Source organism: Streptomyces sp. NRRL S-87 (genome assembly GCF_000719335.1).
Lineage (GTDB): Bacteria > Actinomycetota > Actinomycetes > Streptomycetales > Streptomycetaceae > Streptomyces.
The window spans coordinates 56766-71615 of the sequence record NZ_JOGB01000034.1; the positions used below are offsets into that span (position 1 = coordinate 56766).

11 protein-coding genes are annotated in these 14850 nt (G+C 75.1%); 4 read left to right on the forward strand and 7 right to left on the reverse strand.

Going from position 1 to position 14850, the window contains the following annotated elements; all coding sequences use genetic code 11:
• Nucleotides 1–45 precede the first annotated feature (45 nt).
• From IF43_RS0121990 to IF43_RS0122015, 6 genes are all read right to left on the reverse strand, one after another.
• Complete coding sequence (locus IF43_RS0121990; protein ID WP_030203343.1) at nt 46–2016, reverse strand: DUF5107 domain-containing protein; 1971 nt, start codon at nt 2014–2016, stop codon at nt 46–48.
• 162 nt (nt 2017–2178) lie between these two features.
• Nucleotides 2179–2742, reverse strand: a complete 564-nt coding sequence (locus IF43_RS0121995) for a GNAT family N-acetyltransferase (protein WP_030203345.1) — start codon at nt 2740–2742, stop codon at nt 2179–2181.
• Between the two features lie 27 nt (nt 2743–2769).
• Nucleotides 2770–4926 carry a prolyl oligopeptidase family serine peptidase gene (locus IF43_RS0122000; RefSeq protein ID WP_030203348.1) on the reverse strand — a complete coding sequence of 719 codons (2157 nt, stop codon included), beginning with the start codon at nt 4924–4926 and terminating at the stop codon, nt 2770–2772.
• Between the two features lie 71 nt (nt 4927–4997).
• Nucleotides 4998–6389 carry a M20/M25/M40 family metallo-hydrolase gene (locus IF43_RS0122005; RefSeq protein ID WP_078910353.1) on the reverse strand — a complete coding sequence of 464 codons (1392 nt, stop codon included), beginning with the start codon at nt 6387–6389 and terminating at the stop codon, nt 4998–5000.
• A gap of 1 nt (nt 6390) precedes the next feature.
• Nucleotides 6391–7224 (reverse strand): M55 family metallopeptidase, encoded by an 834-nt coding sequence (locus IF43_RS0122010; protein ID WP_030203355.1) that lies wholly within the window; start codon nt 7222–7224, stop codon nt 6391–6393.
• A gap of 195 nt (nt 7225–7419) precedes the next feature.
• Complete coding sequence (locus IF43_RS0122015) at nt 7420–7863, reverse strand: SRPBCC family protein (protein ID WP_030203358.1); 444 nt, start codon at nt 7861–7863, stop codon at nt 7420–7422.
• A gap of 246 nt (nt 7864–8109) precedes the next feature.
• On the opposite strand from IF43_RS0122015, the gene IF43_RS0122020 reads away from it, so the two are divergent.
• The 4 genes from IF43_RS0122020 to IF43_RS40950 all read left to right on the forward strand — a co-directional run bounded on the left by IF43_RS0122020 (nt 8110) and on the right by IF43_RS40950 (nt 13711).
• Nucleotides 8110–9249 carry an Rv2578c family radical SAM protein gene (locus tag IF43_RS0122020; protein WP_078910354.1) on the forward strand — a complete coding sequence of 380 codons (1140 nt, stop codon included), beginning with the start codon at nt 8110–8112 and terminating at the stop codon, nt 9247–9249.
• A gap of 118 nt (nt 9250–9367) precedes the next feature.
• On the forward strand, nt 9368–11023 hold the full coding sequence (locus tag IF43_RS0122025; protein WP_030203363.1) for an alpha/beta hydrolase: 1656 nt from the start codon (nt 9368–9370) through the stop codon (nt 11021–11023).
• Nucleotides 11024–11163: 140 nt separating this feature from the next.
• Nucleotides 11164–11589, forward strand: coding sequence for a RidA family protein (locus tag IF43_RS0122030; protein ID WP_030203367.1), 426 nt, complete (start codon nt 11164–11166; stop codon nt 11587–11589).
• Between the two features lie 130 nt (nt 11590–11719).
• Nucleotides 11720–13711, forward strand: a complete 1992-nt coding sequence (locus IF43_RS40950) for a hypothetical protein (protein WP_051795816.1) — start codon at nt 11720–11722, stop codon at nt 13709–13711.
• Nucleotides 13712–13789: 78 nt separating this feature from the next.
• Here the strand turns inward: IF43_RS40950 and IF43_RS0122040 are convergent, their stop codons facing one another.
• Nucleotides 13790–14356, reverse strand: coding sequence for a HEAT repeat domain-containing protein (locus tag IF43_RS0122040; protein ID WP_030203374.1), 567 nt, complete (start codon nt 14354–14356; stop codon nt 13790–13792).
• Nucleotides 14357–14850: the final 494 nt, after the last annotated feature.

Here is a 14850-nt window from a genome sequence, read left to right on the forward strand (position 1 = left end):
GGGGGTACGACGGGCGCCCCCGTCGCCTCACGCCCCCCTGCCGCCTCACGGCCGCATGCGGAAGTCGTACTCCGGTGGCACCGGGTCGGCGGACAGCAGGGCCCACTGGTCGGAGAGGCACTCGTCGCCCTCCCGCAGGTCGGCCACCTCGAACCCCTCGTCGAACACGGCGCGGGCCGCGTCGATCCGGCCCTCCGCCAGCAGCAGCCGCGATTCCAGCAGCCGGAACCGGCCGCGCGCCCGGACCTCTGCCGGCAGTCGCGACCACACGGCCCGGGCCGGAACCGGGCGGCCCGCCGCGAGCTGGGCCGCGAGGGCCTCGCGGCCCAGGGCGGCCAGGGCGGCGACCCACGCCGGGCCGCCCCGGCTCTCCTCGCACAGGTCCGCGAAGGCCTCCTCGTACCGCTCCGCCGCCCTCTCCGCCTGCCCGGCCAGCTCGTCCGCGACCGCGAGGCAGCGCAGCAACGGCCAGCGCGAGGGCGCCAGTTCGAGCCCGCGCTCCCAGCTGCGCACCGCCTGAGCCACGTCGCCCGCGTGCCACTGCGCCACGCCCAGGTGGTACTCGGTCAGGGGGTCGGCCGGAGCGGTCTCCAGCATGTCCCGCCAGTGCGGGGCCACCAGGCTGGGTCCCGGCGGCACCACTCGGCGCGGTACCGGGAAGACCCCGGTACGCAGCAACTCCAGCCAGGGCGACTGCTGGTCGTCCAGCCCCGCCTCCTCGAAGGGGGTGCCGGGCAGCTTCAGCCCGGCGCGCAGCACCTCCAGCGCGCCCCAGCCGGACCCCACCACGAGACGCTCCTCCGGCTCCCGGTCGGCGTACGGGCGCCAGGCCGCGTACGCGGCGTCGACGTCGGCCCGCGGCAAGGCGGCCGCGAGCCGTCCGGCCACCTCCGCGCGGGCCGCCCCCCAGTCCGCGCCGTGCACCGCCGCCGGGTCGGCCGCCAGCGGCCCGTACGCCTCCAGCCAGCTGAACTCCCCGCCCGCCTCCAGCCGGACGTGTTCGAGCTGGGTACGCGCGAGGCCGGCCTGGATCTCGGCGTAGCCGGGGGTCCCCGGCTCGGTGAGCCACTCCTGCCAGCGCCGGCCGCCGCTCCCGGAGCCCCAGACGAACAGCTTGCGGCCGCGCAGCGCCCCGGTGGAGGTCTGCACGAGCCCGTGCCCGGCACCGTCGAGCGAGGCGATCCACGGCCGGTCCCCGCGCGGCAGCTCGTAGAAGTAGTCGGCGGGGTACGCGCCGCGCAGCGGGTACGTCCGGTCGGCGCCCTCCCACTCGGGCACCGGGACCCGGCGCAGGGTGCGCTCGTAGCCGAAGTGCCAGGCCTCGTCGGCGGGGGCGAGGACACGGGTCCCGGCGTCCTCGGGGACGGCGATGTTGGACCACCAGTAGACGGGGGCGGGCCGCTCGTGCGGGTTGCGGATCCGTACGCCGACGTAGAGGAAGGCGGAATCCTCCGGCAGCCACAGGTCCACCTGGAAGGGCAGGTCGCGCAGCCGCTCCCACTCCCACAGCCGCAGCATCACCCCGCCGTCCGGCGCGGGCACGAGGGCGGTGTGCAGCGTGGCGCAGGACAGGGTGGTGTGGCCGGTGGCGCCGATGTTCCACTCGATGCCACCGGAGAACCAGGCGCCGTTGAGGGCGAAGGCGGCGGGCTGGAACACCGGGTTCCGGTACAGCAGTTCGCGCTCGGAACCGTCCGCGGCCTTGGCGACCAGCGAGTGGACCCGGCCGCCGAGCTCCGGCAGCACGGTTGCGCGCAGCCGCCCGTTCTCGAGGACCACCGCCTCGAACTCCCGCTCCGACCGCCGCCGTTCGTACCCGTCCCGGATCCGCACCGGGAGCACCCCGCGCAGCGGCTCGTACCCGATCTGGCGCGCCATGTCGCGCGGCAGACCGGACCGCGCGCGCTCGTCGAGCACGTGCACCTCGTCGAGGCCGCGCAGGGCGGGCAGCGGGTTCTCCGGGCCGAGCGGGGCGGCGGGCAGGACGAGTACGGCACGTCGGACGGTCGTGGCCAAGGCAACCTCACCTTCGTGGGTGCGGGCCGCCGTGCGCTCCGGCGCGCCCCACGGTCATGGAACACGCCCTGACGGGTCCTCACCAGGGTCTCAGCGCCCCACGATTGGGCAAAACCGTCGCCGGTGTGAGCCGGTGGTCCGGACGCCCCTCCCCCGCCTCCCTCAAGCGCGTCGCGTCGCGCGCATCTCCTGCGTGAGCGCCCACCGCTCGTGGTCGCGCCAGGCGCCGTCGATGCGCAGGAAGTCCGGTGAGAAGCCCTCCCGCCGGAAGCCGCGGCCGCGCACGAGGGCGAGGGAGGCGGCGTTGTCGGGCTGGATGTTGGCCTCGAGGCGGTGCAGGCCGAGCGGCCCGAACGCATGGTCGACGACCAGCTCCATGGCCTCGGCGAAGAGCCCCCGGCCGGCCGCGTGCGCGAAGGCGCCGTAGCCGAGCGCCCCGCTCTGGAACCCGCCCCGCACGATGTTGTTGATGTTGATGAAGCCGGCGACGGGCCCGAGGGCCGAGCCGTCCGCCGCCGCCTCGCACACCAGGAACCCGGCCCGCGTGTCGTCGGCGATCATCCGCTTCGCGTACTCCTCGTACGCCTCGGCCGTATCCGGCGGGAACAGCCACGGACGGTGCAGCTCACGGCTCTCGCGGACCCGCGCGGTGAACTCGGCGCCGTCCTCCAGCCGGTAGCGGCGCAGCACCGCCCGCGTGCCCCGGGCGATCAAGAGATCGGACATGGGGCCAGGCTAACCGGCCCGCAGCGGTCACTTCCGCAACCGCAGCACCGGGATGTCGTCCCGCTCGAACCCGAACACCTGCGCGTACAGGGACAGTTCCGCCTCCAGCGCCCGGACCATGGTCTCGGCCCGCCGGAACCCGTGCCCCTCGCCCTCGAAGGCCAGGTACGCGTGCGGCGGCACCTGCCGCTCCTCGCGGCCCTCCGGGCCCTCCAGGCCCTCGACCCTCGCCAGGAACCTCTCGGCCTGCGACGGCGGGCAGACGGCGTCGTCAAGACCCTGGAGCAGCAGGAACGGGACCGAGATCCGGTACGCCCGTCCCAGCGGCGAGCGCTGGCGGCAGCGCGCCGCCAGGGTCTGCGGCGGCCCGGCGAGGCCGGTCAGGTACTGGGACTCCAGGTCGTGGGTCTCCTCCCCGATGCCGACCAGGTCCAGCACCGGGTACTTGATCGTCCCGCAGGCGTAGACGTCGGTGCCTGCCAGGGAGGCGGCCGTGGTCCAGCCCCCGGCGCTCCCGCCGCGGACCGCGAGCCGGTCCGGGTCGGCCGTGCCCTCGGCGGCCAGGGCCCGCGCCACCGCGGCGCAGTCCTCCACGTCGACGACGCCCCACTGCTCGCGCAGCCGCTCGCGGTAGGCCCGCCCGTACCCGGTGGAGCCGCCGTAGTTGACCTCGGCCACGCCGATGCCCCGGGAGGTGAAGTACGCGATGTGCAGGTCCAGCACCGGTTCCACGTGGGCCGTGGGGCCGCCGTGCGCCCACACCACGTACGGCGGCAGCTCGTCGGCCGGCGCGGCGCGCACCGGGTTGTGCGGCGGATAGACGTGGGCGTGGATCTCGCGGTTGTCCGGGCCGTAGAACGTTCGGCTCTGCGGCTCGGGGTAATAGGCCGGGTCGACGGGGTCGGTGGCAGCGGCACCGATCACCCGGGCCCGCCCGGTGACGGTGTCGAGCTCGACCACCTCGTACCCGCTGCGCGGGCTGGCGGCCACCCCGACGACCCGGGAGCCGTGCACGGCGAGGGTCGGGGCCCAGTTGGTCCAGGGCCCGGCCGCGTCGACGAGGTCGCCGGTCTCCGGGTCGAGGACGCCCAGCACCGAGGAGCCCTGCCCGTGCAGGACGGCGACCAGTCCGCCGGCCAGCGGCGCCAGCCAGCGCAGCCCGGTCTTCCACAGCGGCCCGCCGAACTCCTCCTCCCGGGGGCACAGGTTGACCGCCTTGCCGCCGCTGCCCGCCGGGACGCCGGGCCCGGTGCCGGTGGCGGGCTCGAGCCGGTACGGGTTCCACCAGCCGCCCCGGTCGCTGACCGCGAGCAGGCTGCCGTCGGCCGCCCACTCGACCTGCGCCACCGACTCCTCGGGCCCTCCCAGCACGGTGTGCGGCCGGCCGAACTCCCCCTCGGGGGTGATGTCGGCGACCTTGAGCTCGGTGCCGTCCCAGGGCATCCGCGGGTGGTCCCACACCAGCCAGGCCGCCCGTCTTCCGTCCGGCGACAGCCGCGGGCCGGTGGTGAACCGGTGCCGGTCGTCGGTCAGCTCGCGGATCGCCGAGCGGTCCTCGGCCGCCGATCCGTCCAGCGGTACGGCCGCCAGCACGCGCCGCACGTCGGTGGGGCCGGGCCCGGTGAACTCCTCCAGTACGCACCACACCTCGCCGCGCTCCGGGCACAGGACCGGATCGGCCCAGCGCAGCCCGCCGCCGACCGGGGAGAGCGGGGTCAGCGGGCGGGGCCCGGCACCCCGGGGGCTGCCGGGGCTGCCGGAGGTGCCGGGAGTGCCGGAGGTGCCCGCCGCCGAGGCGCCGGGGGCGTCGGGGGCGTCGGGGGCGTCGGGGGCGCCAGGGGCATCGGGCTCGTACGCGTACAGTCGCTGGTCGGCGAACTCGGTGAAGACGAGCAGCGGTCCGCCGGCCGGGCGGGGGACGGCGGCCCACGGCGTGCCGCCGTACTCGACGACCCGGCTGCGGACGTTCCACGGCTGCGGGAGCACCGACTCCTCCCGCGCCGCGCCGAAGGCGTCTGCGCGCCGCCGCACCAGGGTGCGGCGGCCGCCCTCGGACGGCCGCGGAGCGGTCCACCAGACCTCCTCGCCGACCGTTCCGACGTACTCGGGGCGGCCGTCGAGGGAGGCGGCGAGGGCGGCGTCGATCGGCGAGGGCCAGCTGCCGTACGGCCCGGTGGGCACCATGTCTGTCGTCTCTCTTCCGGTCTGCGCCGACGGGCGTGGGGGGCGGACGGCGGGGCGCGGCGGTGGCGGCGCTACAGCGCGCGCAGCGCGTGGTCGAGGACCCGGACGCCGAAGTGCAGGGCGTCCACGGGCACGCGTTCGTCCACGCCGTGGAAGAGCGACCAGTAGTCGAAGCCGGGCGGCAGACGCAGCGGGGAGAACCCGTAGCCGGTGATGCCCAGTCGGGAGAACTGCTTGGCGTCGGTGCCGCCCGCCATGCAGAAGGGCACGACGTGCCCGTCCGGGTCGAAGTGCTCGACGGCCGCGCGCAGGACGGCGTACGTCGACGAGTCGACCGGGGCTTCGAGGGCCACCTCGCGGTGGTGGAAGTCCCAGTCCACGTCGGGTCCGGTGAGCCGGTCGAGGGTGGCGCGGAACTCGTCCTCGCCGCCGGGCACCATGCGCCCGTCGACGTACGCGGTCGCGTGGCCCGGGATGACGTTCAGCTTGTACCCGGCCTCCAGCATGGTCGGGTTGGCGCTGTTGCGCACGGTCGCGCCGACCAGCAGGGCGGCCTCCGGCGGCAGCTTGCCGATGAGCCGGTCGACGTCCTCGGCGCCGAAGCCGGGGGCGTTCGGGTCGGCGTCGATGCCGTACACGGCGGCGAGCTCGGCCAGGGCGGCGCGGACGGTGGCGGTGAGGCGCACCGGCCACTGGTGCTCGCCGATCCGGGAGACGGCTCCGGCCAGGCGGCTGACGGCGTTGGCCCGGTTGGGCTTGGAGCCGTGGCCGGCGGTGCCGTGGGCGGTCAGCTTGAGCCAGCCGGTGCCGCGTTCGCCGGCGGCGATCGGATAGAGGGCCGTGCCGGGTCCGGCGTGCACGGTGAAGGCGCCGGACTCGCTCAGGCCCTCCGTACATCCCTCGAAGAGGCCGGGGTGGTGGTCGGCGAGGAAGCCGGAGCCGTCGACGGCGCTGTCCTCCTCGTCCGCGGTGTACGCGATCACGATGTCGCGCCGGGGCCGGATCCCGGCCCGCGACCAGGCCCGTACGACCGCCAGCACCATCGCGTCCATGTTCTTCATGTCGACGGCGCCGCGGCCCCACACCACCCCGTCGCGGACCTCGCCGGAGAACGGGTGCACGCGCCAGTCCGCGGCCTCGGCGGGCACCACGTCGAGGTGGCCGTGGACCAGCAGCGCGGGGGCGCTCGGGTCGGTGCCCTCGATGCGCGCCACGACGTTGGTGCGGCCCGGGGTGCGCTCCAGCAGGACGGGCTCCAGGCCGGTGTCGGCGAGGCGTTCGGCCACGTACTCGGCGGCCGGGCGCTCGCGGCAGTCGCCGCCGCCCCGGTTGGTGGTGTCGAGGCGGATCAGGTCGGAGGTGTACTCGACCACTTCGTCCAGCGCCCGGCCGTCCACCGGGGAGGCGGGGTCGGGGCCGGCGGCGGGCGCGGAGCGGGCGGCGGACCGTTGTGCAGCGTTCATGTCACCCATATTGCTCCTCCACGGCGGCCGAGACGATCGTCGTGACCGCCTTGAACGTGCGGATCGCCTCGAACATCGTGGCGCTCGCATAGCGCACGCGCCGCTCGCCGGCGGACTCGACGCCCGGCACCACGGTCGCGGCGGCCGACAGGTGCGCCGCGTCGAACTCGACCTCGACGGCGAACGGGCCGCGGGCGACGGGCTCGTGGCGCACGGCGAGGGCCGCGGCCTCCTTGGCCGCGGCCCGGATGTCGGCAGCGGTCCGGGCCGGCGGCCGGCACACGGCGGCGTACCGGGAGACGTGGTCCTTGACGGCGACGGTACGGGCGCCGGGCGCGTAGCCGAGGGCGTCGGCGCAGGTGAGGTCGTCGCCCGTGACGAGGACGACCGGGACGCCGTACTCGGCGACGACGTGCGCGTTCAGGTGGCCCTCGCTGGCCGGGGTGCCGTTCAGCCAGACTCCGGTGATGGAGTTGGCGAGGTAGGTGTGGGCGAGGACGCCCTCGGCGCCCGCGCCGGTGTGGTAGCCGACGAAGGCGATGCCGTCGACGTCGCCGTGCTGGACGCCCTCCACCATGGAGAGCGACTTGTGGCGCCCGGTGAGCATCTCGACCCGCTCGTCGAGCCGTTCCAGGAGCAGGTTGCGCATGGTCCAGTGCGCCTCGTTGACCAGCACCTCGTCCGCGCCGCCGTCGAAGAAGCCCAGGGCGGCCGCGTTCACGTCGGAGGTGAACAGGGCCCGGCAGCGCTCCCACTGGGGGGTGCCGGGCAGTACGTCGGCGGGCCAGGTGACCCCCGTGGCGCCTTCCATGTCGGCGGAGATGAGGATCTTCATCGGGCCCCCGGGTGCGGTCGGTACGGCTGCCGGTACGCGCCGCCGACGCGCGGCGGCCTACCGCTCGCGCACGGCGGAGGTCCAGCCTATCCAGGGGATATGCCGCCGCACAGGGCACGGCGCGCGGCGGCCCGCACCGGAGTGCGGACCGCCCTCACCCGATCCGGTGACCGGCCGCCGCGTCAACGTGGCGGCTCAGGACTCCACTTCGGTGGCGAGGCGGTCGAGGACGGAGTCGTAGATGCGGGACAGGCCCTTGGGGGCGAAGGTGCGCTCGAAGAAGCCGCCGATGCCGCCGGCGCCGTTCCAGGTGGTGGTCACCACGGCGCGGGACTTGCCCTCGCCGGCCGGGGTGACGGTCCAGGTGGTGACCATCGAGGAGTTGCGGTCCTTCTCGACCAGCTGGCCGTCGGTCGGCTCGGTCACCTCCAGCAGGCAGTCGCGCACGCGCTTGCTGGTGGCCTGGAGCTTCCAGTGGACCAGGGTGCCCTCGCCGTCGCCGCCCTCGCGCACCTCGTACTCGCTGAAGTGCTCGGGGAGCAGCTTGGCGCGGGTGCCGGTGTAGTCGGCCAGCGCGTCGAAGACGGTCTCCGCGTCGGCCCCGATGATCCGCTCCGTGGTCGCCTCGACCTGCGCCATACCTGTTCCTCCAGCAACTGTTGTGAACGTTCCAATCGGCCGGCCAAGCCAACCACCTCCAGGGGGGCCGGCCAAATCGGCCCCGACCCGCCTCCGGCCGGCGGTCGCCCGGGCGCCGCCGGTGGAGCCGGGCGGGTGCCGGGGAGTAGCAGGCCGCGGGCCCCGACCCGACCCGGCGGGGGCCACCCCGCACGATCATGGGAACAGATGTTCTATTCTCGGCCGCGAGCTACCGAGGGAGGCGTCATGCGCTGGGACCATCTCGCGGACGGGAACGACGAGGTCGGCGGGCCCGCGGGCACGGGCGGTACGAGCACGGGCGGTACGGCCACGGGCGGGGCCGGGGCGGGCGGGACCGGCACGGGCGGGACCGGCACGGGCCCCGGCCGCCCCGGAGCGCTGTTCGGGATCCCCGACGTGGTCACGCGGACGTTCGACACGCCCGAGTTCCGCGGCATCACGTTCCACGAGGTCCGGGCCCGCAGCATCCTCAACCGCGTCCCCGGCGCCTCCCGCATGCCGTTCGAGTGGACCGTCAACCCGTACCGGGGCTGCAGCCACGCGTGCGTGTACTGCTTCGCCCGCAAGACGCACGGCTACCTCGACCTCGACACCGGCATCGGCTTCGACTCGCAGATCGTCGTCAAGACCAACGCGCCCGAGCTGCTGCGCCGTGAGCTCGGCTCGGCGCGCTGGACCGGCGCCCACGTGGCCATGGGCACGAACGTCGACTGCTACCAGAGGGCCGAGGGCCGCTACCGGCTGATGCCCGGCATCATCGAGGCCCTGCGCGACCGCGCGAACCCCTTCTCGATCCTCACCAAGGGCACCCTGATCCTGCGCGACCTGCCCCTCCTGCGCGAGGCCGCCGCCGTCACCGACGTCGGCGTCTCGGTCTCCGTCGGGTTCACCGACCGGGCCCTGTGGCGGACCGTGGAGCCCGGCACCCCGTCGCCGCAGAGCCGGCTGGACGCCGTACGGACCCTGACGGACCACGGCATCGGGGTCGGTGTGCTGATGGCGCCGGTGATCCCGTTCCTCGGCGACTCCCCCGAGCAGCTGCGCCGCACCGTGCGGGCGATCGCCGGATCGGGGGCGGAGTCGGTGACACCGCTCGTACTCCATCTGCGGCCGGGGGCCCGCGAGTGGTTCATGTCCTGGCTGGCCGCCCACCATCCGGAGCTGGTCCGCCGGTACGAACAGCTGTACGCGGCCGGGGCCTACGCGCCCACCTGGTACCAGCGCCGCATCACCCGCCAAGTCCACGAGCTGGCAGCCGAATTCGGGATCGGGCCGGCCCGGCGGGGCGCCGCGCGCCGGATCGTGCCCGCCGCGCCGCCGTCGGCCGCCCCCGAGCCCGCGGCGACCCAGCTGACGCTCCTGTGATCTCCATACGCATGTCCTGGGGCCTCATCACATCGGGCCAATAGTCCGCACAATCACGCCTTCCCATCGGATTTTCCGGGACGATTCCGCCCAGAGTCACTGGCTGGGAGGCCCTTGGATGAAGAAGCGCGCAGCAGTCCTGTTGGCGGTCGCCACCGCCCTGACGGCAACGGCGACGGTGGCCGTCCCGGCCACGTCCGCCGCGACGGCCCCGTCGGTCGCCCGTACGGCGGGTGCGGCGGACACGGACACGGCGGGTACGGCGGGCACGGGCACCGGCCGCGGGGCCCGGGCGACCGCGCTGACGTGGAAGGGCTGCGCCACCGCACGCTATCCCGGACTCCAGTGCGCCTCCCTCGCCGTCCCGCTCGACCACGCGCACCCCGAGGGCCGCACGATCACCCTCGCCCTGACCCGGGTCCCGCACACCGCCCGCACCTCGCAGGGCCCGCTGCTCGTCAACCCGGGCGGCCCGGGCGGCAGCGGCCGCGGCCTGGCCGGTTTCGTGGCCGCGGCGCTGCCGAAGGAGGTGGCGGCGCAGTACGACGTGATCGGATTCGACCCGCGCGGCGTGGGCAAGAGCGAGCCCGCCCTCAACTGCGGCCGGGGCCACTTCGATCCCGTCCGTCCCGACCCGGTGCCGCTGACCGAGGCCGTCGAGCGGGCCAACCTCGACCGGGTCGCGGCCTTCGCGCGCGAGTGCCAGGCCGCGTACGCGGACGTGCTCCCGTACATCGGAACCCTGAGCGCGGCCGAGGACATGGACCTGGTGCGCCGGGCGCTGGGCGCGGAGCGGATCTCGTACTTCGGCTACTCGTACGGCACGTACCTGGGCGCGGTGTACGCCAAGCTGCACCCGGACCGGGTCCGGCGGCTGGTGCTCGACTCGGTCGTGAACCCGGGCGGGGTCTGGTACGAGGACAACATCGACCAGGACGTCGCGTTCGACGCCCGGCACAAGGCGTTCCTGGCGTGGGTGGCCAAGTACGACGACCGGTACGGGCTGGGCTCCGACCCGGGGGCGGTGGAGACGGCCTGGTACCGGATGCGCCGGGAGGTGCGGGACGCGCCGGCCGGCGGCAAGGTGGGCCCGGCGGAGCTGGAGGACACGTTCCTGCCCGGCGGGTACTTCAACGGCTACTGGCCGGCGCTGGCCGAGGCCTTCGCCGCGTACGTCCGGGACCGGGACGAGAAGCCGCTGGTGACGGCGTACGAGAAGTTCGGCGCGGTGGACCCGGCGGCGGGCAACAGCTACAGCGTCTACAGCGCGGTGCAGTGCCGGGACTCGGCCTGGCCGCGGGACTGGAACCGGTGGCGCGGGGACATGTGGCGCACCCACGCCAAGGCGCCGTTCATGACGTGGAACAACGCCTGGTACAACGCGCCGTGCGCGTTCTGGGGCACGCCCTCGCTGGAACTGCCCGACGTCACGAACACCGCCCTTCCCCCGGCCCTGCTCTTCCAGGCCACGGAGGACGCGGCGACGCCGTACGCGGGGGCGGTGGAGATGCGGGCCCGGCTGGCGGGCGCCGCCCTGGTGGTCGAGGAGGGCGGTGGCAACCACGGCATCTCGCTGAGCGGCAACGCGTGCCTCGACGCCCACCTGGTGGCGTACCTGAAGGACGGCACGCTCCCGCGGACCGCGCGCCGCTCCCGGTTCGCCCCGGACGCGGCCTGCGCCGCCCAGCCGGAGCCGAAGCCGGCCGCCACCCGCGCCCTCCCCCCGTCCTCCGGCGGCGCGGCCCTGCACGGTCTCCTGGGCTTCCGGGGCTGACCCGCCCGGGGCCGGCACCCCCGTCCCCCCGATGCCCCGATCCCCGATGCCCCGATCCCCGATGCCCCGGGCCGGCACCCCGCCCCGGGGCATCCGGATTCCTCCCCCCGGACGATCGCCGGTGTGATGGGATGACGATCATGAGCACCCCTCACACGGCACCGCACATCACCCGCGTCCCCGCCCCGGACGGCATGGCGGCCAGCCCGGCCTACAGCCACGTCGTCTGGGGCACGGGCCGGTTCGTGGCGGTCTCCGGGCAGTGCGCGTTCGACGAGCAGGGCGCGGTCGTCGGCGCCGGCGACGCGCTCGCCCAGGCCCGCCAGGTCTTCGCGAACCTCCGCCGCTGCCTGGCCGCCGCCGGCGCCGACTTCTCCGACGTCGTCAAACTCACCTACTACGTCACGGACGTCGCCCACCTCGCCGCCGCCCGCACCGCCCGCGCCGAGGCCCTCCCGCCCGAGGCCCTCCCCGCCTCCTCCGCCGTCCAGGTAACAGCCCTGGTCCACCCCGACCTCCTCCTGGAGATCGAGGCCTTCGCGATCGTCGGGGACGCGAAAGCCTGACGGAAGACCAGGCGGGACCCTCAGGAAGGACCCCTCGGCCCCGTGTGCGATTCTGCGTCGCACACACCGCCCGCGCCGCACGCAGCCCGTGCGCGCGGGCGGTTCCCATGACCGATCCGGGGGGATCCTCGTGCCGCACCCCGCGCGCGCCCGCGCGCTCAGCACACCACCGGCCGCACTCGTGCTGGCCCTGTCCGTCCTGCTGGCCCTGCTGCTGCCGACGGGGCGGGCGTGGTCGGCCGCGGTCCCCGACGACTGCCTGCCCGTCACCCTCGGCGTGCACGAGGGAACCTTCACCGAGGCGGACCGCCAGGACTGTCTGGTCCTGCCCCTCCCGACGGGTGCCCGGCTGGCCGTTCTCCTGCCCTTCCGCCAACCCGCACCCGGCGCGGAGGTCGTGGTCGTCAACGCGGCCGGCGGCGAACTCTGCGACGCGTACACGCTCTCCAACGGAATCTGCCGGCTGGCGGGCAGCGCCCCCTTCCGCGCGCTCGTCAGGCCCAGGACCCAGGACGCCACAGGGGCCTACCGCCTCGCCGTCCACCGCGCGGACGAAGGGGACTGCCCCGTGCTCCCCGCCGGTGACTTCACCTCCCGGAGTCCGGCGGCCCGCTTCGCCACCGGAGCCGGCATCTTCAGCCACTGCTTCAGCATCCCGGCCGACGACCACACCCGTACGGAACACATCCAGCTGCGGGGGCTGTCCGGCAACGAGAACGCCGAGTTCGACGTCCTGGGCCCGGACGACCGCGTGACGTGCACGGCGGGCGGCAACCTGCCCTCGGGGACCGGCTGCTACCTGAAGCCGGGGGCCCGCCACACCGTCCTCGTCCGCGGAAGCGACGCCGCGGCGTCGTACAGCCTCACCCGCCGCGACGTGACGGCCACCGCCAAGGGCTGCACGTCGACGCCGGCCACCTCGGTGGGCGGCCCGTCCCGGGGCGGGACGCTCGCGCAGCCGGGGCTCTACAAGTGCCGCCAGGTCAGCACGACGGACGCGCGGGACGTCGTGCACCTCAACGTCCGCGACCCGCTCGGTACGGCCGGCATGTTCGTGGTCGGCGCGGACGGCACGTACCTGTCGTGCCCTCGGACGGCCGCCTGCGCGGTGACGGGCTCCACCCGCTACCAGGTACTGGTCTTCGTGCCGTACTGGCTGGCCGGGGCGAAGACCTACCGCTTCGACGCCCAGCGCCTGGCCACGGCGGCGGGACCGGCGCCCGAATGCCGCGAGGTGAACGTCGCCTACGGCTACGGGCCCCTCTCCGGCACGCTGGACGAGCAGCACACGAGCGTGTGCCGGGCCATGCCCACGCGGAGCGCCGACGGCTTCGACCTGGACGTCAGCGAAGACGCCCAGGGCATCCGGACGGCGGCTCCCTCCCTCTACGGCCAGGACCTGAAGGACCGCTGCGTGCACGCGGGCGACGGCCCGTTCCACTGCTACGCCGGAAACGGGTTCCCGGACGAGCCGGGGACGAGCTTCCTCGTGCTCGGCCTGCCGGACGGGGCCTCGTCGTCCGCGTTCCGGGCGGAGCTCACGTGCCGCCCGCTCGCGCCCTGCGGCCCGGACGAGTTCGGCATCACCGACATCCTGTCCGACCGCGGCGTGACCGGCACCAAGGCCGTCGTCACCGTCAAGGGCTCCGCCCTGCACGAGGACGACACGGTCCGCCTCTCCCGCAACGGCAGGGAGATCCGCTCCACCACGGTCTCCGTCTCCGCCGACCGGAAGACGCTCACGGCGGTGCTGGACCTCCGCGGCCTCGGCACCGGGGTGTGGGGCAGGAGCTACGAGCACCGCGGCACGGAATACCTGATGGGCGTGTACACCGTCGCCCCCTCCCCGCTGAAGAACACCGTGCAGCCCGTGATCAGCGGGACCCCGAAGGTCGGTGCCGTGCTCAAGGCGTCGCACGGGACGTGGACGCCGCGGCCGGACGCGTACGCGTACCAGTGGAAGGCGGACGGGGTGGCGGTCGCCGGGGCGACCTCGGCGAGCTTCACCGTGCCGGCCTCGCTGGCGGGCAGGAGGTTGACCGTCACCGTGCGGGCGTCCAGCGCGAAGTACGGAAGCCGGTCGGCCACCTCCGACGCGGTCGGGCCGGTCCGCCGGAACTAGGCGGGGCCGCCGACACGGGCATCCCCACCCCGCTCCCCCGCCCCCGCCCGGCTTCCGTCCGGGCGGGGGCGGGCCGCGTCACGGGAGGGAGCGCAGGGCGGTGGTGGCGGCGGTGGCCAGGCGGGGGTGGGCCTGGGCGGCGGTGAGGGAGGGGCGGGCGCGGGGGTCGGCGAGGGTGCCGAGGCCCTCCACGCAGGCGAGGGCCACCCGCCAGTACGGGTCGTTCGGGGCGAGCAGCCGGTCCAGGGTGGCGATCAGGGCCGGGGCCGACTCCGGGGCGCGCAGCCGGGCCAGCAGCCGGACCGCGGCCGCCGCGTAGGCGGTGCGCAGCGGGTTGGTGGCCAGCGCGGCCGCGGCCCGGGCGGTGCGGGGGTCGCCGAGCCGGTCCAGGGCGTGGGCGGCCGAGACGCAGCGCGCGGCGTCGCGGTGGTTGAGCAGCAGCACGAGCGTCTCGAACGCCCGTCGGTCCCCCGCGCAGCCGAGCCGGAACGCGGCCACCTCACGCGCCCACAGGGGCCGTTCGTGCGCGGTGAGGACCTCGGCCAGTTCGTCCGGGGGTGCGGTGAGCAGGGGTTCGCACGCCGGTCCCGCCTCGGCCCGTATGCGGTCCGTGAGCGCCTGTAGCTCTTCGTCCACCGTGTCCATGGGAGCAGGGTAGGGCCCGGGGTCACGCCCCGCGGCGCAGATCACAAGGGCCGCCCTATTGGCACGCGAGCTACTCGCGAGTTAACGTCTCTTCAAGCACCCCGAACGGGGTGCGCCCACTCGAGGCGGCCTGGTGACGCAGCCGCCCTGGGTGTGATCGGTTCGGCCGGTCCGGGGTCCGCCCCGCGACCGCCGGTTTCGTACGGCAGGGCTCCGGGACAGAGCCGCTGCCGTCCCCCCGCGCCGAGACGGCACGGGCTTCCTCCCGCACGTCAGGTCTCGTACCTGACACGGGTTCACACCCGGCGTGCCCCTCGTGCCGCCGGACGCACCGCAGCTCCACCTCCGCAACTCCGCTACGCCGCACCGACGTGCGTGCCGTGCGCCGTACCCGCCGTACGGACGCCCGCAGCCCGTCACCGACGTACCCGCGGCCGCGCCCCGCGCGCCCCGGGCAGCAGCACGGCTCCGCAGCGGGGCCCCGCAAGCCGGCG

Bases quoted from the DNA above. Each gene is read 5' to 3' on its own strand.
- IF43_RS0121995 (WP_030203345.1), bottom strand. From the start codon at position 2,742: ATGTCCGATCTCTTGATCGCCCGGGGCACGCGGGCGGTGCTGCGCCGC.
- IF43_RS0122000 (WP_030203348.1), bottom strand. From the start codon at position 4,926: ATGGTGCCCACCGGGCCGTACGGCAGCTGGCCCTCGCCGATCGACGCC.
- IF43_RS0122005 (WP_078910353.1), bottom strand. From the start codon at position 6,389: ATGAACGCTGCACAACGGTCCGCCGCCCGCTCCGCGCCCGCCGCCGGC.
- IF43_RS0122010 (WP_030203355.1), bottom strand. From the start codon at position 7,224: ATGAAGATCCTCATCTCCGCCGACATGGAAGGCGCCACGGGGGTCACC.
- IF43_RS0122015 (WP_030203358.1), bottom strand. From the start codon at position 7,863: ATGGCGCAGGTCGAGGCGACCACGGAGCGGATCATCGGGGCCGACGCG.
- IF43_RS0122020 (WP_078910354.1), top strand. From the start codon at position 8,110: ATGCGCTGGGACCATCTCGCGGACGGGAACGACGAGGTCGGCGGGCCC.
- IF43_RS0122025 (WP_030203363.1), top strand. From the start codon at position 9,368: ATGAAGAAGCGCGCAGCAGTCCTGTTGGCGGTCGCCACCGCCCTGACG.
- IF43_RS0122030 (WP_030203367.1), top strand. From the start codon at position 11,164: ATGAGCACCCCTCACACGGCACCGCACATCACCCGCGTCCCCGCCCCG.
- IF43_RS0122040 (WP_030203374.1), bottom strand. From the start codon at position 14,356: ATGGACACGGTGGACGAAGAGCTACAGGCGCTCACGGACCGCATACGG.